Raw genomic sequence first — 22,027 nt, 5'->3', positions numbered from 1 at the left:
TGTTTTAATTTAAGCACAATTTGTTTTAAAAATTATTTAAAACAAATTTTTCCTTTGCCGTTAATTTATTTGATTTAATCAGTCTCAATTTTTAAGTTGATGCTGATTATCTCATTTATAATTATTGACAACTTGGATCTTATTTACTTTTAAATGATCAGTTGATCTTTGATTAATTGTATTATAGCACCTTTTTGAAATAAGTAAATAGATTTTTTGTAAACGTTTGTATAAATATTACAAATGATTTGTAAAGCCGATTTAAAGCCATTCTCTCTGCTAAGGTACAGAAACCGTTTGTCACCTTTTTAAGCATTATTTAAGATCCTCATGAATCGATAATACCGGACAAGGTGCTTCTGAAATCACCCGCTGGGTAACTGAACCGGTAAAAAAGCGCTTAATTTTTGACATCCCCCGGTTACCCATGACAATCAGATCGAAGGCTTCCTCCCTGGCGATTTCCAGAATTTCAATGGAAGGTTCTCCGGTCACTACTAATTTTTCCAGATCAATACCGGAAAAATCAAATTCTGCCACAATAGTGTCCAGCATCTCTGCGGCCCGTTCTTCCAGTTGTGACATAATCTCCATTTCGACGCCACCGGCTGAAATGATGGAACCATCCACCTGATGCCAGAAGTTCTGGTTTCTGCCATAACTGGTTACATGGTTTTCTTCCACAACTGTCACCAGCTTCATCGCAAAATCATATTTTCGGGCAATCTCCATGGCTTTTTTCAGGGCGTTCATGGATGCCCTGGAACCATCAATGGGTACCAGTAATTTCATGATCATATCCTCCGTTTTTTTTTTATCATGGCAATAAATTACGATTATTTTGTGCTCTGATGTTACTAAATATACCCCGTTTCGCTTTTAAAAAACAGCATTGTCATTAAAACGATAAACACCTATCGCCTAAATCCGGCCACGATCCGGCCTTAAAACTTTTTTACAATAATCAGCATCATTACTTTGTATTAAGCCAAAAAAGACTAAGACCGATTTTACATTTTTATCTGTAAAACCGGCCTAGCCTAAAATCTCTGTTGTCATCCGTTTGGACTCCTCCTATTGATTTTATCAAAAATCTTCTTCATCACTTATCTTTGTAAATATCGCCAACTTTTTGGAATCATCTTACTCTTTAGATTGGATTAATAACCAATACAATCGTTTAGAAATCTTTTCGTCATCATCTTCACCGAATGGTATTTCATGATCCCCAATGATCTTTGACTATTTCTATTAAGAGTTGTTAAGGTTATTACCACTCTTCATTTCGGAGCAATCTGTTTTCTCATTCAAATTTTTCCCACTGCCATTAAAACGAATCAATTGACCATTTGCTAATAGGTTACTTTAGTCTGGTAATTTTTATTTTATTGGTGAGCTGTGCGATTATTTACTTTTCAATGATCGAAATCACTAAAATTAGAAAATGATTGATGATCTTTGATTTAAAAATATTATATCACGTTATTATAATATGTAAATAGATAAAGTGTAAATGTTTGTATAGTTTTTGCGTACGTTCACATCAAGCCTGTAAATAGGCATCACAGGTTAAAAAATACACCCTCCGCTTTGCAAAAACAAAACGGTGGTGTATATAAAATAGCTACTTAAAACAAGCGCTTATACTTTCCCTGATTTAGGAGTTTTTTAGAATAATGCTGGAAATAATATCGGCCGCATCCTCGAAAGAGTCACAGCTTTCTTCAAAATAATCATAAATACGAATGAGAGCAATGGTTTCGATATGATCCCGTTTATCTATAAATAACTGTCTGACCGAGTGAACATAGAGGTCGTCGCCCTCGTTTTCCAATCGATTGATGGCAATAATTGCCTCATTTAAGGCTTTTGGTTTCTTAAAAGATTTCAGTTCTTTGATTGCTTCATGCAGACACGTCGCACTTCTGACAATCAGATCCATAAACTTAAACATTTCCGGGGTGATCTTTCCAATCTGGAACATATCTAAATATTTGAGGATGTCTTCAATTAAATCAATAATGGTATCCAGCGCACAGGCCAGATTGATAATATCTTCCCGCTCAATGGGGGGCAAAAAATCGCTGTACATAAATTCCATCATCTCATACTTGAGGTTATCTGCAGTTCGTTCCACTTCGTGAAGTTTGACCAGCTTCTTCTCCAAACTTTTGAGATCATAGTCCTGAAGCGTTTCATTGAGCATTTCGGATGCTTTCACAATCAAATTAGAAACAGCAATAAATTCCTTGTAATAGTTATACCCTTTTGTTTTAACTTTTTTTGACATAATGTCTCCCTTTTTTAAGATAGTGTTATTTTAGAATATTTGCATAAAAACCCAGGCCATAATAAATCCGACCAGGCCACACCCCGGGAAGGTCAATACCCAGGCTAAAAGCATCTCTCCAACTGTTGACCAATTCACCGAGGAAAACCGTTTAGCGGCACCAACACCCATGATTGCTGTTGTTTTGGTATGAGTGGTACTGACAGGCAATCCGAAAACAGATGAAATCAATAAACAGATTGCCGCTGCAAGATCTGCACTGAAGCCTTGGAAAGATTCCAACTTAACCATGTCCATGCCAACCGTTTTGATAATTTTCATTCCTCCAATGGAGGTTCCCAGGGCCATAACCAACGAACATAGAATCATCATCCATACTGGAATCACAAAATTCGTGGCGTCAGCATTCCCCTGTGCCAGAAATATCCCCAGCATAAAAATTCCCATGAACTTTTGTCCGTCCTGAGCACCGTGCATAAAAGCCATGGCCGCTCCGGCGCCAATCTGACCATTCTTAAAAAATACATTCGTCTGCTGTCGAGACATCTGTTTACAGATCAGCATCACTATTTTTACGACCAGAAAACCTAGCCCAAACCCTAATAGTGTCGATGTCCCAAGCCCATAAACGACCTTAATCCAGGCCTCTCCGTTAATCCCGCTAATTCCCCCTTGCAGTGCAATGGCGGCCCCAGATATGCCAGCAATCAATGCATGGCTTTCACTGGTTGGAATCCCGAAATACCAGGCGGCTGTCGCCCAGAGCACAATGGCAAAGAGGGCTGCACACAAAGCGATGAGCGCATCGTCTGAACCACTGAAATTTACCATGTTGGCTACCGTTTGAGCCACTGTCGCATTGATGGCAGTCATAACAAAAACCCCCAGGAAATTGAAGACAGCCGCCATCACAATTGCTTTTCTAGGCTCCAATGATCGGGTGGACACGCAGGTGGCGATAGCATTTGGCGCATCAGTCCAACCATTTACCAAAATTACCCCAAGGGTTAAAACTACAATGATGAGCAAAGCTGGATTGCCGGCAATGCTGCTGATAAAATCCGATAAAGTGATTGTCATATTTTTAAGAATACCCCGTTTCTCTCTACACATTCAAAAGTCTTTTTTGAATGTCATACTCGACTGTTTTTTTGCCGTACTCATTCTACACCATAAGTTCCCAAAATAGAACGCTTTTAACATAAATTTAACAAATTTTTAATCTGACACTCCTTTAAAGACGTTTTTTGTCCATATTTTAATGTCTGATCGTGAAATACAATCGAACTTTATGTGACAGTTTTATGATTCTTGCATTTTTTGAGTTTTTTTTATTGTAATTTATAGTAAATCATTGCAAAATTTATAATTAGGGTGTAAAATTTAAGTAACGAATTGTAACCGAATTAATTGGAATTATTGTAAATTAAGCCGATTATTTCTAAAACATACATTATCGATGCGAAATTTATATTAATACAGAGATATGGGAGGATACTGGAAATGAAGTTTTATCGTGGCGTCTTTATTTGTTTTGTTCTAATGATAGTTCTGGGTATTTACCCGGTTGCTGTGTTGGCAGAAGAAAGCAATAATAGCGGAACAGTGGTTACGACCATCGATGCCCAACCATTTGTTGAAACCCGGGAAATGCTCCCCGGTGATGTGGCTGCCGATCCCGGTTGGCCGGATGAAGCCTACCTGAATGATGGCATAAATAGTTCGTCGGTATTCTCACCTCGACTTAGTGCACCTGCTTCAGATAATGATTATTACTTTTCCAAAAATATATTTTATCTGGCTGGCTATGGGATGCCAAACTGTACCGCATACGCCTGGGGCCGGGCCTACGAAATTTTGGGCAGCAAACCGAATTTAAGCAATGGTAACGCCAATGAGTTTTGGGATTACAACCTCAGAAGCGGTGCCTACCCTTATGGCTCCACCCCTAAAGTCGGCGCCATTCTTTGCTGGGACGGCAGTTCCTGCGGTCATGTTGCGGTTGTCGAAAAAATTGAAGGAAATAAGGTGACTGTTTCAGAGTCGTCTTGGAGTGGTTCTTACTTTTATACTACCACTTTTACTGCTGGTACAGAAAATGCAGTTTCTGTTGGCGGCTTCCAGGGATATATTTATCTTGGTGACTTTGAACCTGAACCGGACCGTGATACCACCCCCCCGACAATTGCCAATGCCCAGATAACCGATCTCAACGATGAAGGCTTCACTATAACCTGTCAGGTTTCTGATGCGGATTCTGGTATTGCATCAGTCCTTTTCCCCACCTGGACTGATGCCAACGGACAGGATGACCTGGTCTGGCACCGGGCCAGCATTAGCGGCAACACCGCATCTTATCGGGTTTCATACAACCAGCACAATAACGAGCTGGGAACCTATTCCGTACACATTTATGCTTATGATGGTGCGGGAAACACTTCTGCCACAGCCTTAAGTGTTTCTGCACAAAAAAGTATTACCTGTTCCTACCAAACCCATGTCCAGGATTATGGCTGGCAACGCTGGAAAATGAATGGGCAAACCAGTGGTACTTCCGGAGAATCCAAACGCCTGGAAGCCATTGAAATTCAAGTAGATAACAAAGGCTATGATCTGGGCATTGAGTATCGCACCCACATCCAAAATATCGGCTGGCAGGATTGGAAACATGATGGTGAAATCAGTGGTACCTCTAATCAGGGCCTACGCCTGGAAGCCATTGAAGTCCGTTTAACTGGTTCTGATGCTTCCCGCTACGATGTTTATTACCGGGTTCATGCTGAAAATATCGGTTGGTTGGACTGGGCCAAAAATGGTGGTAGCTCCGGTACCGAAGGCTATGGCTATCGTCTGGAAGCAATCGAAGTGATGGTTGTTCCAGCTGGCTCCCCAGCCCCCGGATCAACTATCCGGGCATTTCAAAGTAATCGCTAATTAACTTAAAAGCACCTCAATGCCGAGGTGCTTTTATCTTTTTATCCTAAACCTTATGCGACGTTTATTTTTTGAATTTTTCTTTTAAATCCTCAATGGCTTTTTCGGCAGCTTCCCTGGTCATGCCATATTTTTCCTGAAGTTTATCAACCAACACTTTAGCATTGCCTTTTACCGCTTCCAGATCTTCAGTTGTCAGTTTCTCCCATTTTTCCTGTACATCCTCTTTGATCTGTTCCCATTTTTCTTCAAACGTGTCTTTATTCATTTTTATCCTCCCAAGATAAAGTGTTATTATTTTATTTGCTTATTTACCCGAATAAAAGCAATCTAAACAGCTAAACTGGCCCAGTCGTTTTAAATCTTACTACTGAAAAGAACTTAAAAATCACCCTTGACTCTCCCCGTGGAGGAGCATTTATACTTCAACTTGTAGCAAGAAATGATTGGAGGAAGCAATGAAAAACTGTATTGAAGTGAAAAATTTAAACAAATCCTATGGCAATCGGGTTGTGGTAAAAAATTTAAACCTCACTGTCAAAAAAGGTGAGGTGTTTGGTCTTTTAGGGCCCAACGGCGCCGGAAAGTCGACCACCATCGACTGTATCCTGGGACTGAAGTTATTTGAAAACGGCTCGGTTCAGGTTCTGGGGATGGACCCGACAAAAGAACGCAAGCAACTTTTTGAGCGGGTCGGGGTGCAGCTGCAGTCCTCCAGCTATCAGGGCAATATCCGGGTGGGTGAAGTCTGTGAAGAAATCGCCGCCCTTTACCAGTCACCTGCTGATTACCATGACTTATTGGCGCAGTTTAAGCTGGATCACTACCTCAAGCAACCGGTGGCCAAACTCTCCGGCGGCGAAAAACAAAAACTGTCGATACTACTGGCCCTGATCCCCCAACCTGAGGTACTCTTTCTGGATGAGCTCACAACCGGGCTCGACACCGAGGCCCGGCGGGAGGTCTGGCAGGTTTTAACGGCGCTTAAAGAAAAAGGACTGACGTTGTTTCTCACCTCTCATTACATGGACGAGGTGGAGGTGCTCTGTGACCGGGTCTGCATCATTAACCGGGGCGAAGCTCTGGTAACTGACACCGTACCCGAGCTGATTCGAAAAAGCCCCTATAAACGGCTGGAAGAAGCCTATCTCTGGTTCATGAAGGAGGAAATCGCCATATGAAAAAATTTTTTACCTTGCTAAAAGTCGAAGGCAAACTGTCGCTGCGCTGTATTGACAGCATCTTTTTCGGAGTCTGTATGCCGGTTGGCATCATGATCCTCATCGGTCTGATTGTCGGACAAAACCCCGCTCCCACTGATGCCGGATACACCCTGATTCAAAGCTCGTTCGGGGCTCTGATCACCGTAGGAATCTGTGCCACGGCTTTTATGGGCATACCCTTGACCATCGCCGATTATCGGGACAAGAAAATTCTCAAACATTTTTTTGTGACACCGGTGAGTCCAACTATGTTATTATGGGTTCATGCCGTTATCAACATGCTGCTATCACTTGTTTCGGCACTGCTGATTTACGCCGTCGCCCGAACCTTCTTCGGATATGAAATCATTGGCGGAAAGCTCGCATTTTTCGGGTCTTACCTGCTGGTGATGGTGTCGATGTACAGTCTTGGGCTGCTGATTGCCAGCCTGTGTCGCACCGTTAAAACCGCCAATGTAGTCTGCAGTATTGTCTACTTCCCGATGCTGTTTTTATCCGGAGCTACCATTCCCTTTGAGATTTTTCCCCAACCGCTCCAGAACGTGGCCAGTTTTCTGCCTCTGACTCAGGGTATTGCCCTGCTGAAATCAACCAGTCTGGGACTGGAAACCAACCTGTTTCTTCCCCTGATGGTGTTAGTTGGATCGCTGGTCATGGGCATTATTTTATCCATCCGATTCTTCCGTTGGGAATAAGAAAGGAAAACAAATGAACGAAACCTATCAATGTCAACGCGTTGAAACCGTCTATTATAAGATCGGACTGTTTTCTAAAATCAACCGGGTCACCATCAAAGCACTGCGCCACTATGACGAAATCGGCCTACTGCCGCCAGCGTTTATCGAAGAAACGACAGGCTACCGCTATTATACCTCATCCCAACTCCCCCTGCTCCACCAGATTCTGGCCCTGCGGGATATGGGCTTTACCCTGGACGAAATCAAACAAGTCCAGGGCGGGATCCCGGAAAAAGAACTGCTTCAAAAAAAGCGGCTGGAGCTCATCAAAAAAATCGCCGCCGATACCCTGCGCCTGGCCCAGGTGGAATCCTATCTGGCAAAAAAAGATGCGGACACTTGCGACTACCACATCATCTTAAAAGACTTACCCGAGGTGATTGTGGCCTCGATGCGGACGGTGATCTCCAGCTACGATGCCCTGTTTGATGTGGTGCCGCCGATGGGGGCCGAAATGGAACGGCTGGGCTGTGTCTGTGCGGTTCCGGAATACTGTTTTAATATCTATCATGATGGCGAATACCGGGAAACCGATGTGGATGTGGAAATCTGCGAAGCCGTTACAGAAAAGAAGATTGATTCGGAAATGTTGACCTTCAAAGTCATCGACCGGGTCGAGCATGCTGCCTGCGTCCTTCACAAAGGTCCCTATGAAGGCTTCCCCAAAGCCTACAATGCGGTGCTGAAATGGGTTGAGAATAATGGCTATGAGATTATTGACAATCCCCGGGAGTCCTATATTGATGGACTCTGGAACAAGGATTCCGCCGAAGACTGGCTAACCGAAATCCAGTTTCCGGTCAGAAAAATCAGCTAACCTTTTTATTATATTAAGTGCTTGTTTAAGTTCTGATTAAAGAAAATTGATAGAATGATAGGATAAGATAGCGTTTATTAAATCAACTGATTGGAGTTTCAAAAATGAAAAAAGACCTGATCCTATCAAAACAACTGACCATGCTGGAAAAACACGAACAGAAGTTTTTGAATCAGACTGACAGTCCGTTTATGAAATCAAACTTTTCCCCGATGGTCAATAAAATTCAGGATAAAATACCAGCCAAGCTGCAGTCAACCCTGGACGCGGCCTTTTACATGGGCTTTCATCTGGTCTTTGAAAAAGGCAGTTCATTAATCGAAAAAATAGTCAATAAAGAAAAAATTGAAATCGAATATGATTTAAATAATTATGCGATTGAAAAATATATGAATCGAAAACATCTGACTAAGTTGGATAAATCGTCAAAGCACTCCAAAACCATCAATGAATCCATTGCTGCCATTGAAGGCGGTGTTCTGGGTTTGTTGGGGATTGGTCTACCTGATATTCCCCTGTTTCTTGGCGTCATCGTTAAAACCATCAATGAAATCGCCCTGTCCTATGGTTTTCAATACACCACGGAAGAAGAAAAAGCCTACCTGCTTTATCTGATCTGCGCCGCCATGACCAAAGAAGATCTGCGCAAAGCCTACGATCAGAAAGTCGAGGGCTTAGGTCAGGATATCGATACCCACGCCCACATAAGCATTGATCTGGATGCGGTGATGAAGGAGACCTCGGATCTTTTATCCAATACCCTGCTGACCGCCAAATTTATTCAAGGATTGCCCATTGTCGGCGTCATCGGTGGGGTGGTCAATCCCCTGATAATCAATAAAATCGGCAAATACGCCCGGATCAAGTATAAAAAACGGTATTTACTTGGCAAAATAAAGACGACACCCCAAACGCAATACTGACTATTTAATAAAATTTTTTACCATTCGTTATTTTATCTGAACCAGCACATAAAAGTCAGCATTATATGTTGTCTCAACATCTGATTTTTCGATGGCTAAAAAAATCGCTATCATCGAAATTTTCGCCTTATCATTTTCCACTGTAAACATAGCTTCGTCGGCATTCATATAATCTTTACTAACCTGGTAACTGCCACCCTGGGATGTATCAAAATGATCGAACACTTCTTGCATATTGATCCGCATCAGTTCTTGACCATCTGTCTCTGTCAGCACCAACTCCCCAATCCTACCTGTTTTTTCACGAACCAACGTATAGCTTTTTCCATTTGACTCAAAACTACATATCGTTGGATCCATTTTATCATCCTGCATGTAGAAATTTGCCACTACAAAGGTCTGATACCCAGAAATATCAATCGGCGACTGTGGATTCAGATTGAGATAAATTGATTCGTATCGATGTGGGCCTTCCTCATAACGATAAAAACCGAAAGTATCATAAAAATCCTGATAAAGATCAAAATCCTTGCCAAGAAAAGAAATTTCGCTGGTGTATTCCATCATCGCCAGATAGTTGACTGAGTCAGAAATAATTTTTTTATCTGCTTCCGATATTGAAGCGTTCGGGAAAACGGTATCGTCTTGGATCATGCTATTGTCAACCAGCGTTTCGGTCAATCGACCAACTTGATTGGAACGACTAATCGTAAAAGCATCCACCGGCGGAATAATCGAAAATACTGAGAAGCCGATCAATAGCGCAGCGATGATCCCATTTTTACGAACTGGCATAAAACACATCAGAATCCCGGAAATAGCTGCAAAGACACCAAAAATAATCACATAGTACCGACCATGAGTGATTCCGGTATCCTGAATCCGCAACGCCGAGGCGACAATCTGAAAGATAACGATGGGAACCAGGATTTTAGGAAAAATTTTGCGGTACCATTTTGCAATTATATTTTCCAGATTACTAGCTAAAATATAAATCAATATGACTGCAATGGCGAAACCCACCAGCATCGGTTCCAGGCGATTATCAGTCCAGAAGTCTCCGGTAATATTTCTGGCAATATAAATAACCAGTATCACCGTGTAAACCGTCAAAAGCGGGATTATGATATAAGAAATCAGCACCTCCAAAAATCTCGGACACTGACAGGATCGTGCCAGCTTTTCCCGGTTATACTCCAATTGCTCCGGTGACCGGTTTTTGTCCGAAACCCCTGGATAGATGGGGATCAACGACAGAAAATAAATAGGAGCAAACAGTATTCCAACGATGTTTAAGGTATGCAGATAGGCATTTTCCGAAACCCGAAACAACAGTAAATCGATGGCGGTGATAATCAGGGTAATCCCTGCAAACAGCACTCCTGAAAAAAGCAAGGCATTAAAGAAGGCTTTAAAGGTCGCCATAAAGCTTTGGTTAAAGCTGATCTCGCTTTTAATTGCCGGAACCCAGATATATGCCATCAACAAGGCAAAAAGTGCAACCGATGTGCGAATCCAGGTTTCCATACTGGTACTGGTATCCTGTCTGACGATCAGAAAATAACCCAGGGTCAATAGCAGACCTAAACCCATTGCGGCCAGCCGGTAACTTGTTTTATCAAAAAACCGCTCCCATACCGCCTGGAGGGTAAACCCCAGAAAGGCACCAACTAAACAGGTCAGTAAATACCGGGTATAATCGGCATCCTGCTCAATCGCCATGGTGTTAACCACCGCCGCTGCCACCAAAAAAATAACCGTCACCGGATAGCGGGATAATGCCGCAACCAGACCACCTAATTTTTCGTTGATTTTATCAATCAGTTTCATCTCTGCTCCTAATCTAAACTCACCCTAGATAATTGCGATACTGCCGTGAGTTTTGCGCCCAGTTTCGACGAAACAATTTTTACACTGTACGGCGGACAGTTCTCTGAACTGTTCGCCTACACGTTACAAAATTGTTTTCGTGAAGGCAATGAGCCAATCACAAGCTGGTTTGTAGTTGGCGACTGCCCGCGAACAATAAGAAATTCGCATCGCGATTTCTTATTGTTGTGGAAACTGCACTCAAAGCAACCATTGTTCGATGCTTTTTCATTTCGCACTTACCCATAAACTTACCCGACAAATCCAAAAGACCATTCGCACGATCGACGACAATGATATTTTTTATATACCCTTCCCGGACAGATATACTAAATAAATCTGGTACCTTTTCATAAATGCCTTTTTAACATTTATTCTGATTGATTTTTTTGCTTAAAAAAAGTCCAATTGTTTGCTTCCAATTGAACTTCTCAGCTTGTTTATTCGTTTGTTTTAAATAATTCCGTCAAAGGCACCGGGCGCTTGAAATAATACCCCTGAAATTCTTTGGGTTCAAAGGTCTTGATAATTTCAAACTGTTCCCGGGTTTCCACCCCTTCCACGGTGACCTCAAAGGACAATTCATGAGCCATTTGGATCATTGTTTTTAGTAGCTTCCGACTTTTTATATCTTCCAATCGCTTGGCATAACTTTGGTCGATCTTTAACCGGTCAATCGGCAGATTTTTGATGTAATCAATGGATGCATACCCGGTGCCGAAATCATCCAGGGTGACCAGGAATCCCAGTTCCCGTAGTTCGGACAAAATGGCAGCACCATACTCTTTGTTCGTAATTAATGCAGTCTCGGTTATCTCAATCTCCAGTAAGTGTGGAGGAATATGATAACGGTTGACCGCGTCCAGCAACTTATACAAAATATCCCGGCTGGCAAAATGCTGACCGGAAAAATTGATGGCCACCGGCATTTCTCTGTTGACCAGATTATACTCGACAATCGACTGACATACCCGCTCGATTACATAAAAACCGATGTTGATTATTTGACCAGACTGTTCGGCAATATCAATGAAATAGCCCGGCGATTTAAGTGAGCCATCCTTTTGCTGCCAACGGATCAATGCCTCCAGTCCCAACATCGTCGTACCATCATTGGCATATTTGGGTTGATAATAAAGCACAAATTCTCTGGCTTCCAGTGCCGTTTCAATTTCATTTTTAATGGCATTTTCATGAAGGATTTTATCCATAATTGATTGATCGTAGTGCGAAACATTAATCAGAACATTATTGATCACCGGGGTAATTGCCAGTCGGCTCATTTGTAGCAGTTCTGAGTAGGACTCGGTCTGTAACGGGTAGTAGGCGATGCCGATTTTGTATTTTATAATGACCGTAAACAGGTCTAACACCAGGGGCTTATCAAAGAAATTGATCATCTGGCAAATTAACTGTGATTCTTCTTTGTGAATACCTTCCGTAGCAATTAAAAAGTCATTATTACTGGACAAACCGATCAGATCCCGCTCTTTGGTAATGCCTTCTAGAAATTCAGCAATGCTTCTGAGAATAGCGGCGTAAATTTCCTTGCCGTGACTATATGTCAACTCATTGAGATTGGTAATGGTTAAATTGATAATGGTAATGTCCTGATCTTTTAAAAAATTTGTTTCCAGCAGCGTATTAAACCGGATTTCATTGAGAACACCGGTTAACTGGTTGTAATCCAGCAGATATGAAATTTTTTGATTGGCATTCATCAATAAACTGACATTCCGGGTCAACTCGTCCTGACTGATCTGCAGCTTCTCACTTTTTTGCTCCAGTTCCATTTTTCGGCGATATAATTCTCCATTGGCGTTTGCCAAAGCCAGGTGGGACTTTTTTCGAATAGTCATGATGATCAGCAGTGCAGAAATAATGACAGCCATCAGGATCATGATAAAGCTGATCAGAATCACCTGATTCAAGGTCAAAACGTAATTGCTCTGCGGTTTATTAATAATGATATTATTGGGTGGCAGACGCTCCTCGGGGAGATTAAACGCCTTCATGCCATAATAATTAAAAATTTTCTGTTGCACCGGTTCTTCAATAATCGGTATAGATTCAATGGAACGACCTGCCGATAATGCCAGGATATCTTCACCAATAATACGCCCGTGCTCATAGGGAGATACCACAAATCCACCAATCACCTGGTTGGTGATTGATGTTGAGACACCGCAAAAAGTTGGCAAGTTCGAATTTGCCGACAACATATTGGTGTACTGATCGTGATTCAACACCCCGAATGAACCTGCCGTATATAGGGCTGTGGATGCTTTGTCATAACCGGCTATTTCTTCCAATTGCTGGTCATAATCCTCTATTTTTATGAGATGTAAGTTGAAGCTACGCTGATCATCCGCCAGATTATCGTAAGCCGCCACCATTTGTTCATAGGTGCCCCGGGTCGTTGCGGTATCTGCTCCACAAATCAATAGATCCTTTATTTGCGGCATGGCAGTACCCAACCATACAAAAAACGCTTCATAGTCGACATTCTGAAGGATACCCTTAATGTCATTAAAGGGTAGCTCAAGCGGCAGCCCCCCGTTTACTCCGGCAAATAAAACTGGAACGTCAGGAAAATATTCATCCTTTAATGATAAGATCAATTCAAAGGCCGTATTATCGGTAACTACAATGGCAGCGATGTCTTTGGTTGCGTAATGTTTAATTTTTTCAATGGTGTTTTGATCCAGGGGAGTATCCCGATAGGCATCCAGATACTCCGTGTAGATAGTGTAATTGGTATCTGAAAGGTTCTCGGTAATGCCTTGATGAAGCGCATCAGTCCAGGAAAATCCCTGATTGTATGAATGGATAATCAAAATGTTCTCCCTGGAAGTCACATCATCACCACCTGTGGCGTAAACACCTGAAAGAATCACCCCCGAAAAAAAAACGAGAAGAATCATCATTGCTAACGCTCTTTTACAGACCAGCCAACCCCGCTGCGAATAGTGTCCCTGTTTCATTTATGCCCTCCGTTATTATCCACCACTGATAATAGAATTCTCGTATTAGTTTTTATACCCATTCTAATCTTCAATAAATGCAAACTTACCTGACAACGCATCTGAAACACGATAAATTTTTAGAGTTATTTCGTTTTGCGATCAGTAATACACCTTTTGTAGCAATAATAAAACCCGATTACAGCTTTTCTTCCCTGTAATCGGGTTTGTCTTCTTTCTGAGCCCAGCCTAAGCGGGCTCAAAAATTTTATTCGTCACTTTTCAATATAGGGGTTAACCGTTGAACCGGGTGCCGCACTGCCTTTAGGAACAATCTCAATCCGAATGCCCTCCAGTCGATAGCCAAAACCGGCGGTTCCGGCAGGTTGGCCATTACAGGCCCACCCCATCCATCCAACATTCTGGGCATGTACCTGGTAGTATACATCAAAAAGATCAGCATCATTACCGCTTAATTCGATGGCAATGGCTTCCAACCGCAACGATTGCCCTTCGGTTCCGCTTAAAGCGCCATCAGCCACAAAATTCTGCCAGCCAATGTTCTGGACATGGGTTTTATACTTTACCCCCAGATCATCGTTTTTTGTAATGGTATTGATCTCGATGGCTTCCAGCCGCAGTGACTTCCCTTCGGTTCCGCTGACGGCACCGTCAGCTACTACGCTCTGCCAACCGACATTTTGGACATGGGTGCGGTATTCAATGGTTGGTGCGGCCTTTTCTTTGATTACATAATTGACAATGGATTTTTTAACGGTATTACCCTTTTCGTCCAGCACCTGGACCGACAAGGTGTAGATTCCCGCAGCAGTTGGCGTAAAGACCGCCGTGGCAGTGCTACTATAATCCTGGATGGTAGTGGTTTGACCATTTAATTCATAATAAAATCCATATTGATAATTCCCTTCACCACCGCTGGCAGTCGCAGTTAACGTCAGCTGCGTTCCCAGTGTTTGTCCGGTTGGTTTATCAACCGTAAACGCATCAATCGTCAATGGATTGCTCGGAGTTACCTGCGCCAGGGCAGCATCCAACTGAATCATCCCATAACCATAGTAATCATCTCGGCCTTTGGCCCCAAAATCCAAGGCCGTTTCCTTCAGCAGGGTTTCCACATGTTGACTTGTCATGGTGTGATCAGCGGCCATTAAAACCGCACAGGCACCGGCGGTGATGGGGCTGGCAAAAGATGTTCCGGAGGATTCCTCATATGCACCATCATGGGTGGTCGAATAAATCTTCTGACCTGGGGCACATAGATCAACCAAACTGTTGTGTTGAGAAAAGTAGGCAATGTTGTTGGTATTATCGGTAGCTCCCACCGAAATAACATTATTGTAGGATGCCGGTACTGCCAGCTCGCCGCTGTAATTGGCGTTACTGCCTTCATTTCCGGCCGCTGCAACCAGCACCTTTCCGGCGTTGGCGGCATTTTCCACGGCTGTCCGCAAAGCTGCTGAAACCATATAGCCGCCGAAGCTCATATTAATTACTTTTACATCCGTTCGGGCCGCCGCTTCATACAAGGCGGCGCAAATATAGCCGACATCCAGATTCTTGTCGCCATCCGACAAGCCGCCGACCCGATAGGGCGCTACTTTGATATTGGCTGTTCCGGTGATTCCGGCCATGCCGATACCATTATTTGCCACTGCCGCCACACAACCCGAAACCAGGGTGCCATGCCCCGATAAATCCACCATCTCAGTGGTTCCTTCGACATAATCATAACCCGTTACCACATTATCAGCAAGATCCGGATGCTGAGTATTTAAACCAGTATCAATAACCGCCACCACCACGGTTTCTGAATTATCGACCTTGTTCCAGGTTTCATCGGCACCAACCCGTTCGAACTGCCAGGCCTTCGACAAATCGGGATCATTCGGTAGTGCTGAAGTTTGGAGATACGAATTTTTTTCGGCTACCAGCACATTGGGGTTTTCTGATAATTGGGCGACCAGAGCATCGACATCCGCCGAGTCGGCCACTTCGATAAGATCCACCTGAGCATTTAAAGACTCACCACCCTTAATATCCTGAGTGGTCAGGCCAAGACTGCCAATGGTGGACTGGTTTTTATAAATAACAATAATTTGATCTGTGATGTCTGAACTGGCATCAAGATTTGCGACCTCATCCAAACTTTGAATAACCATGGTCTGACCTTCAGCAAGAACCCCCAGGGGACAGGAGCCACCGACTAAAACCATAACCAGCAGCAAGACCAGCGCCTTTTTAAATTTCATCAACGTTACCTCAATTGCTTTCTCCATATTTTTTACCTGACTAACACGATTATAAGCGTTCCTGACAATTTTTTAATGTTTGCCGGAAAACCCTTTTCAGGAATTTTATTGTTACTGGAATTATAACCGTAACAGAGCCTTTTATCAATCGTTAGTTATTTATAGCCATTATGCATGTTTGATATTTCTTAATAATTTCTGAATTCCAAGTTTTGCTAAAGGTTTAAGCGTTATTATTTATTCAAGAGATAAACATCTCCCCTTTTTCTTTTCATTCCTAATATAAAAAAAGCAGCGCATCCATTCGGGATCACTGCTTTTTTTGTTGTGTTTTTCCGATTTATTCATTGCTCAACCTGCCATTTGTTCTTTAAAATATGTTAAAATAAATTGACTATGACCAAAACCTCAGCGAGAAAAGGAGCAAAGAAAATGGCAATAGAAAAAGTACGAGACTATTTTAGTCAGTGGAATTTGGACGCTCGAATTCAGGAATTTGAGACGTCTTCGGCAACCGTGGAACTGGCCGCTCAAGCGTTAGGATGCGCTCCAGAGCGGATCGCCAAAACCTTATCCTTTAAATTGGAGGAGAAATGTGTGCTGGTCGTGACCGCAGGCGATGCGAAAATCGATAATGCTAAATTCAAAGCTCATTTTAAAACCAAAGCAAAAATGCTTACTCCGGACGAAGTTGATCGCTACATCGGTCACGGTATCGGCGGTGTTTGCCCCTTCGCCGTCAATGATGATGTGGACGTTTATCTCGATCATTCCCTAAAGCGATTCGAAACCGTCTTTCCCGCCTGTGGCAGTAGTAACAGTGCCATTGAATTGACCATTGATGAGTTGGAGAAATATTCAAATAGTGTAGCCTGGTCAGATGTTTGTAAAAACTGGCAGCTTCAGGCTTAGCCACGTTTAAGCTCAGCGTTTAAAAAGGCCCCCGATGATGTCCATCATCGGGGGCCTATGTTTTATAATCTGCTGTACCGCTTTGTATTAATCTAAGAGAATAAAAACATCACGGCAATACCGGCAATAACACTGCCAACAGCAATTGCCAACGCTACAAATTTTTCATTTTTAACGTCATCCAATAATTCTTCTTCTGATTTATAAGTTACGTGAGATGGTTTTTTTGTGGTCACCGATCGCCCCACATAAAGCCGGTTGCCCCGCTTATGAATTTCACCCAGGATATACATCGGCTGATTTTCTGGCAGTATCTCTTCAAAAAAGCGATAACCCAGAAAACGGGAGCCCCGGGGATTTGAAAAGCTGAAATTAAAATTATCTCTGACCCAGTTGGAATCTGCCGATTCCATCCGGTTGCAGCCGGGCATTAAATCCACATCAGCGCCAAAACTGGCCATATCGATATAAACTTTTTCATCGGAGCTGCTGTCTGACAGATAAACTTCCACCGGACTCTTTTCGCTGGACAAAGAAGTTTCTACCTTATCGGTAATGGTTCGGGTATTGCCCTTATCATCCCGTTCGGTTCTGGTTTCTTCGTGAACAGAAAATACTTCATTCTCATAATACGCCACTGGCCGCTGGGAAAATGGAGCCTCCACATCACCTGATACACTGTGAAGATGCCCCTTGACCTCACTGTAATGCCGGTAATTCTCATCCAAACTGGATAAGTCCCCGACAATGTCCAAAACATCTTTGATGCAGGTCGTCTGTTGAAACTGGATTTCCTGAGCTTTTGTTTTGCTTTTTTTCAAAACAAAAACAGCATAGCAAATCCCTGCAATCATAATCAGTAATCCAATTATAAAAGCCATGGTTTTATTCGATTCCCAATTCAGCTTTTAGCTTGGCCAATTCGTCATCGACGGCAGCATTTTTTTCCAGGGCTTCGAATTCATCTTCCAGACTGGTGTTTTCGCCTGCCATTTCAGTAAATGCCTGGGCTTCTGCTTCTTTGGCATTAACCTTCTGTTCCATTTTATCGAGCTTGGTGAAGGCACTGGTGCTATCGGTGCTGTTTAAAGACGTGCTGACACTTTTCTGCGCATCGGCCATTTTTGAACGGGCGATCAGCATATTCTGTTTCATCCGGGCTTCTTCGAGCTTAGCTTTTAACTGACGCACCTGATCTTTTAACTGACCAACTTGCATGCTCATCGAGTCATAAGCTGCCTGAAATTGAACCAGATCCGCATCGACACTGGTTTTTTGAGCCAGCGCTTTTTTTGCCAGTTCTTCATTGCCAGCCTTCAATGCTGTTTTTGCTTTGTCGCTCCAGTCTACTGAAGCTGCTTTAGCGGATTCCAATTGTTTTAAAGCCTGTTTTTCACTGCCCATCGCTGCACCCAAAGCCTGGGTGGCACTGTTAACCTGTGCTTCCATATCAATGATAATCTGCTTTACCATTTTTTCCGGATCTTCAGCCTTATCCAGCATGTCATTTACATTCGCCTTTAACAAGTCACTTAGACGTTCAAAAATTGCCATTTTTTCCTCCTGCTATCTGTTTTTTTGTTTGTGGCATTAAATGCCGTGGTAATTCAATTGCTTCCAGCCTTCGCCTGGCTCCAATTGCACCACCATTTTAGGTATGTTTATCTTAACAAATCGGGGAAAATAAGTCTATTGCTTTTTTGTATTAAGCGCAAATAAATACCACTTAATTTGCGAAAGCTCATTCATGATCGGCCTATCCTCTTTGGCTTGTTCATTCGACTATTAATTTGCGAATGTCCGCATCATTTCTGGGTATACTAACTATTAATCCGGTTGTTGTTTAAAAATTACAGAGCCTGGCCGAATTCACCATTGATCAACCTGATAAAAACGGTTACACTAGTAGTTAATTTCCTGTTTTATTAATCATCGGATTCATGGTGATTACTGGAGCTAATTGTGATACTACAAAAATCAAACAAAACGTTAAAGCCTATCGCAATTATCTATGATTATTAATCTAAAAGGAGTGGTGTATATGAAAAGCATTCGAACAAAACTGATGGTTTATTTCTCCGGACTGATTCTGGTTGTCTGTGCCATCTTTACCTTTGTTTCGATAAACGCCTTAACGAACGCAGTGGTGACCGAAGCTGAGAAATCGCTGGAGACCCAGGCGCAAAATTCAGCGGATATCATCAGCAGTCGAAACGAACAGAATTATATTTATCTTGAGGGGATTGCTTCCCGGGATAAAATTTTTTCCCAAAGCGTCCCAATCAATGAAAAAATGGCGATCCTGAAAAATGATGTCAGTAGCTCCAATCGCTTCCTGCGGATTGGTGTTTCCGATCTCAATGGCAACCTCTACCTGTCTGACAGTTACGGTGATCGGGGGCAAATTGTTGATATTACCAAACGGGATTATTTTCATGCTTCCGCCGCCGGTGAGCGGGGTACCATGAACCCGGTGATCAGCGTCAATCCAGATGACAATGGCGCTTTGATCATGGCCTACTCGGTACCGATTTATGAAAACGGTGCCATCACCGGCGTCCTGGTTGCGGTAGCCAACGCCTGGTTTCTCAACGATATAACCGATTCGATGAAGTTTGGCGAGACCGGTTATACCTACATTGTCGATTCCACCGGTACTGCCATCTCTCATCCCGATCGGGATAATGTAGTCAACCAGATGAATCCCATTACCTTGGCGGAAACCGATGCCAATTTTAAAGAATTAAGCACCGCCATTGGGGCGGCCCTGGAGCAGGATTCAACTGCATCAACCTATACCCTGAATAATCAGGAATATTATATGGCCTCGTCAAAAGTTGATGGTATGGATTGGACTGTTATCCAAACCATCGAGTCCGATGAAGTCCTGTCAGCCTTGCCAGGCGCTATTTTAAATAGTGTCCTGATTTCGATAATGGTTTTGGCAGTCAGTCTGATCTTCTGTTATTTAATTTCTAAACGGATTACCGACCCAATTAAGAAAGTCAACCACATGATTAAAGAAATGGGCCTCGGTCACTTGAGTACCCGCCTTAATATGGAATCCAAAGATGAAATTGGTGAGATGGCACTGGCCATGGATAATTTTGCCGATAATCTTCAGACCGATGTCATTGAGGTGATGAACCAGATCTCTGATGGCGACGTTTCAGCTGACATCGAAGTTCTCGATGCTCAGGATGAAATCAAACCGGCGCTTAAAAAGACCATCGAATCGATTCGGGGTCTGATTAATGAATCGACTATGCTATCTCAGGCCGGTGTGGCTGGAGAATTGTCAACCCGAGGCGATACCGAAGCTTTCAAAGGCGGTTTTAAAGATATTGTTGTAGGTGTCAATAACACCCTCGACGCCGTTGTCGGACCTCTTAATGTGGCGGCTGATTATGTGGAACGCATCGGCAAGGGACAGATCCCCGAAAAGATCACCGCCACCTATAACGGCGATTTTAATACCCTGAAAAATAGCATCAATGCCTGTATTGACGGCCTGGGAGCCCTTAAAGAAAGCAATCGGATTCTTGGTAAAATGAGTCTCAATGATTATTCTGAAACCATGCCGACGAATTATCTGGGTATTTATGCTGAAATCGGCCATTCCATTAATGATGTCCACACCCGACTGACCCGAATTGTTGAAATCTCTACCAATATCGCCAATGGGAACATGTGTGATCTGGAAGTATTATCAAAAATCGGTAAACGTAGTGACAACGATACGCTGATTCCCGCCCTTGTGGCCATGATTCAGAATATTCTTAACCTGGTCAATGAAACTGAAAAAATGGCCAGCATTGCCATTGAAGGTAATTTAAGCAATCGCGGTGATGTCTCCGGCTTCCCGGGCGACTTTGGAAAAATCGTTACCGGATTTAATCAGACTCTGGATGCAGTGATTGCCCCCATTGAAGAAGCTTCGGCGACGCTTACCCAATTGTCCCAGGGCAATCTCCATACCCAAATGAGCGGTGACTACCGGGGTGACCATGCTCAGATCAAAGAAGCATTAAACCGTACCATCAACTTCCTAAACCAATACGTTGGCGAAATAACCAGCACCTTGGAAGAAATGGGCCGAGGTAACCTGAGCCAGGAAATCACCAGCGATTATCTGGGCGACTTCCAGGCGATTAAAACGTCGCTTAATGATATTAATACCAACCTCAGCACCACCATGACCGACATCGATGTGGCAGCTGGTCAGGTTGAAGTGGGCGCCCGTCAGATTTCTGACGGTGGTCAGGCGCTGGCCCAGGGTACCACTGAACAAGCAAGCTCAATCCAGGAATTGACCGCATCCATCGAAGAAGTCGCTGGAGAAACCAAGAAAAACGCCATTCGGGCTAACGAAGCCAACGAGCGGGCCATTGAGGTACGCAACAATGCCGAAGTCGGCAACACGCAAATGACAAAAATGATTGCTGCCATGAGTGATATCAATTTGTCATCCAATGATATTTCCAAGATTATCAAGGTGATCGACGACATCGCCTTCCAGACTAATATTCTGGCGCTCAATGCCGCCGTTGAAGCGGCCCGAGCCGGTCAACACGGTAAAGGTTTTGCCGTTGTTGCTGAAGAAGTCCGAAGTCTGGCCGCCCGAAGCGCTGAAGCCGCCAAGGAAACCACCGGCCTGATCGAAGGCTCCATCGAAAAGGTCAATATGGGAACAAAAATTGCCGATGACACAGCCGTCAGTCTCAAGGAAATTCTAGATGAGATCGAAAAAGTAACCGGTCTGGTCGGCGATATTGCCCAGGCCTCCAACGAACAGGCTTCCGAAATCGCCCAGATTACCCAGGGTATTGAGCAGGTTTCCCAGGTGGTTCAGACCAACTCAGCTACTGCCGAAGAAAGTGCCGCCGCCAGTGAAGAGCTGACTGGACAAGCCGAAATGCTCAAAGAAATGGTGGGTGCCTTTAAACTTAAAACTGCCACCCAAACCACCTTTAAAGCTGCTGCTCCTTTAAAATCAGAGCCCCCGGTTCCCGAGCCACCAGTGCAAATCCTGCTGGATGATATGGAAATGGATAAATACTGATACCCCTTATCTGATTATCCCAAAAAC

Annotated in this window: 16 protein-coding genes; 7 read left to right on the top strand and 9 right to left on the bottom strand. The window is 43.3% G+C overall.

Annotated elements, in window-relative coordinates; translation table 11 throughout:
* Window positions 1–315 precede the first annotated feature (315 nt).
* The 3 genes from B3F51_RS06745 to B3F51_RS06735 form a co-directional block, all read right to left on the bottom strand.
* Window positions 316–792 carry a universal stress protein gene (locus tag B3F51_RS06745; protein ID WP_070371285.1) on the bottom strand — a complete coding sequence of 159 codons (477 nt, stop codon included), beginning with the start codon at window positions 790–792 and terminating at the stop codon, window positions 316–318.
* Window positions 793–1,657: 865 nt separating this feature from the next.
* Entirely contained in the window at window positions 1,658–2,290 is a 633-nt protein-coding gene (locus B3F51_RS06740; RefSeq protein ID WP_148637704.1) for a DUF47 domain-containing protein, read from the bottom strand.
* A 30-nt stretch (window positions 2,291–2,320) separates the two neighbouring features.
* A complete protein-coding gene (locus B3F51_RS06735; RefSeq protein ID WP_070371283.1) occupies window positions 2,321–3,370 on the bottom strand; it encodes an inorganic phosphate transporter in 1,050 nt (349 codons plus the stop codon).
* Window positions 3,371–3,793: 423 nt separating this feature from the next.
* Between B3F51_RS06735 and B3F51_RS06730 the strand changes: the two genes are divergently transcribed.
* Entirely contained in the window at window positions 3,794–5,224 is a 1,431-nt protein-coding gene (locus tag B3F51_RS06730; protein ID WP_250935306.1) for a GBS Bsp-like repeat-containing protein, read from the top strand.
* 64 nt (window positions 5,225–5,288) lie between these two features.
* Here the strand turns inward: B3F51_RS06730 and B3F51_RS06725 are convergent, their stop codons facing one another.
* Window positions 5,289–5,492 carry a CsbD family protein gene (locus B3F51_RS06725; RefSeq protein WP_070371281.1) on the bottom strand — a complete coding sequence of 68 codons (204 nt, stop codon included), beginning with the start codon at window positions 5,490–5,492 and terminating at the stop codon, window positions 5,289–5,291.
* Window positions 5,493–5,682: 190 nt separating this feature from the next.
* Between B3F51_RS06725 and B3F51_RS06720 the strand changes: the two genes are divergently transcribed.
* From B3F51_RS06720 to B3F51_RS06705, 4 genes are all read left to right on the top strand, one after another.
* Window positions 5,683–6,405, top strand: coding sequence for an ABC transporter ATP-binding protein (locus B3F51_RS06720; RefSeq protein ID WP_250935304.1), 723 nt, complete (start codon window positions 5,683–5,685; stop codon window positions 6,403–6,405).
* The gene (locus B3F51_RS06715; protein ID WP_070371279.1) at window positions 6,402–7,142 is read left to right on the top strand and encodes an ABC transporter permease; all 741 of its coding nucleotides are present in this window, start codon (window positions 6,402–6,404) and stop codon (window positions 7,140–7,142) included. The genes B3F51_RS06720 and B3F51_RS06715 overlap by 4 nt, the downstream gene beginning before the upstream one ends.
* Window positions 7,143–7,155: 13 nt before the next feature.
* Window positions 7,156–8,001, top strand: coding sequence for a MerR family transcriptional regulator (locus B3F51_RS06710; RefSeq protein ID WP_148637701.1), 846 nt, complete (start codon window positions 7,156–7,158; stop codon window positions 7,999–8,001).
* A 104-nt stretch (window positions 8,002–8,105) separates the two neighbouring features.
* On the top strand, window positions 8,106–8,924 hold the full coding sequence (locus B3F51_RS06705) for an EcsC family protein (protein ID WP_243134794.1): 819 nt from the start codon (window positions 8,106–8,108) through the stop codon (window positions 8,922–8,924).
* Window positions 8,925–8,951: 27 nt separating this feature from the next.
* Here B3F51_RS06705 and B3F51_RS06700 read toward each other — a convergent pair whose 3' ends face one another.
* From B3F51_RS06700 to B3F51_RS06690, 3 genes are all read right to left on the bottom strand, one after another.
* A complete protein-coding gene (locus B3F51_RS06700) occupies window positions 8,952–10,754 on the bottom strand; it encodes a DUF4153 domain-containing protein (RefSeq protein WP_286946198.1) in 1,803 nt (600 codons plus the stop codon).
* A 479-nt stretch (window positions 10,755–11,233) separates the two neighbouring features.
* Complete coding sequence (locus B3F51_RS06695) at window positions 11,234–13,777, bottom strand: bifunctional diguanylate cyclase/phosphodiesterase (RefSeq protein WP_286946197.1); 2,544 nt, start codon at window positions 13,775–13,777, stop codon at window positions 11,234–11,236.
* Window positions 13,778–14,031: 254 nt separating this feature from the next.
* Window positions 14,032–16,026 carry a S8 family serine peptidase gene (locus tag B3F51_RS06690; protein WP_286946195.1) on the bottom strand — a complete coding sequence of 665 codons (1,995 nt, stop codon included), beginning with the start codon at window positions 16,024–16,026 and terminating at the stop codon, window positions 14,032–14,034.
* A 432-nt stretch (window positions 16,027–16,458) separates the two neighbouring features.
* Here B3F51_RS06690 and B3F51_RS06685 point away from each other — a divergent pair, with 432 nt between their 5' ends.
* Entirely contained in the window at window positions 16,459–16,938 is a 480-nt protein-coding gene (locus B3F51_RS06685; RefSeq protein WP_070371273.1) for a YbaK/EbsC family protein, read from the top strand.
* A 92-nt stretch (window positions 16,939–17,030) separates the two neighbouring features.
* Here B3F51_RS06685 and B3F51_RS06680 read toward each other — a convergent pair whose 3' ends face one another.
* Window positions 17,031–17,819: a GIDE domain-containing protein gene (locus tag B3F51_RS06680; RefSeq protein ID WP_148637697.1), complete on the bottom strand. Its 789-nt coding sequence runs from the start codon at window positions 17,817–17,819 to the stop codon at window positions 17,031–17,033.
* Between the two features lie 4 nt (window positions 17,820–17,823).
* Window positions 17,824–18,492, bottom strand: a complete 669-nt coding sequence (locus B3F51_RS06675; RefSeq protein WP_286946192.1) for a PspA/IM30 family protein — start codon at window positions 18,490–18,492, stop codon at window positions 17,824–17,826.
* A gap of 487 nt (window positions 18,493–18,979) precedes the next feature.
* On the opposite strand from B3F51_RS06675, the gene B3F51_RS06670 reads away from it, so the two are divergent.
* Window positions 18,980–22,000, top strand: a complete 3,021-nt coding sequence (locus tag B3F51_RS06670; protein ID WP_286946190.1) for a methyl-accepting chemotaxis protein — start codon at window positions 18,980–18,982, stop codon at window positions 21,998–22,000.
* Window positions 22,001–22,027: the final 27 nt, after the last annotated feature.

This window comes from Acetobacterium sp. UBA5834 (genome assembly GCF_002435675.1).
Lineage (GTDB): Bacteria > Bacillota > Clostridia > Eubacteriales > Eubacteriaceae > Acetobacterium > Acetobacterium wieringae.
This window is presented reverse-complemented; position numbering and strand designations above follow the sequence as displayed.

What these genes read in the sequence shown, in the direction of transcription:
- B3F51_RS06705 (WP_243134794.1), top strand. Translation starts at nt 8,106, where the DNA reads ATGAAAAAAGACCTGATCCTATCAAAACAACTGACCATGCTGGAAAAA.
- B3F51_RS06700 (WP_286946198.1), bottom strand. Translation starts at nt 10,754, where the DNA reads ATGAAACTGATTGATAAAATCAACGAAAAATTAGGTGGTCTGGTTGCG.
- B3F51_RS06715 (WP_070371279.1), top strand. Translation starts at nt 6,402, where the DNA reads ATGAAAAAATTTTTTACCTTGCTAAAAGTCGAAGGCAAACTGTCGCTG.
- B3F51_RS06685 (WP_070371273.1), top strand. Translation starts at nt 16,459, where the DNA reads ATGGCAATAGAAAAAGTACGAGACTATTTTAGTCAGTGGAATTTGGAC.
- B3F51_RS06730 (WP_250935306.1), top strand. Translation starts at nt 3,794, where the DNA reads ATGAAGTTTTATCGTGGCGTCTTTATTTGTTTTGTTCTAATGATAGTT.
- B3F51_RS06670 (WP_286946190.1), top strand. Translation starts at nt 18,980, where the DNA reads ATGAAAAGCATTCGAACAAAACTGATGGTTTATTTCTCCGGACTGATT.
- B3F51_RS06690 (WP_286946195.1), bottom strand. Translation starts at nt 16,026, where the DNA reads ATGAAATTTAAAAAGGCGCTGGTCTTGCTGCTGGTTATGGTTTTAGTC.
- B3F51_RS06745 (WP_070371285.1), bottom strand. Translation starts at nt 792, where the DNA reads ATGAAATTACTGGTACCCATTGATGGTTCCAGGGCATCCATGAACGCC.
- B3F51_RS06710 (WP_148637701.1), top strand. Translation starts at nt 7,156, where the DNA reads ATGAACGAAACCTATCAATGTCAACGCGTTGAAACCGTCTATTATAAG.
- B3F51_RS06720 (WP_250935304.1), top strand. Translation starts at nt 5,683, where the DNA reads ATGAAAAACTGTATTGAAGTGAAAAATTTAAACAAATCCTATGGCAAT.
- B3F51_RS06680 (WP_148637697.1), bottom strand. Translation starts at nt 17,819, where the DNA reads ATGGCTTTTATAATTGGATTACTGATTATGATTGCAGGGATTTGCTAT.
- B3F51_RS06740 (WP_148637704.1), bottom strand. Translation starts at nt 2,290, where the DNA reads ATGTCAAAAAAAGTTAAAACAAAAGGGTATAACTATTACAAGGAATTT.
- B3F51_RS06675 (WP_286946192.1), bottom strand. Translation starts at nt 18,492, where the DNA reads ATGGCAATTTTTGAACGTCTAAGTGACTTGTTAAAGGCGAATGTAAAT.
- B3F51_RS06725 (WP_070371281.1), bottom strand. Translation starts at nt 5,492, where the DNA reads ATGAATAAAGACACGTTTGAAGAAAAATGGGAACAGATCAAAGAGGAT.
- B3F51_RS06735 (WP_070371283.1), bottom strand. Translation starts at nt 3,370, where the DNA reads ATGACAATCACTTTATCGGATTTTATCAGCAGCATTGCCGGCAATCCA.
- B3F51_RS06695 (WP_286946197.1), bottom strand. Translation starts at nt 13,777, where the DNA reads ATGAAACAGGGACACTATTCGCAGCGGGGTTGGCTGGTCTGTAAAAGA.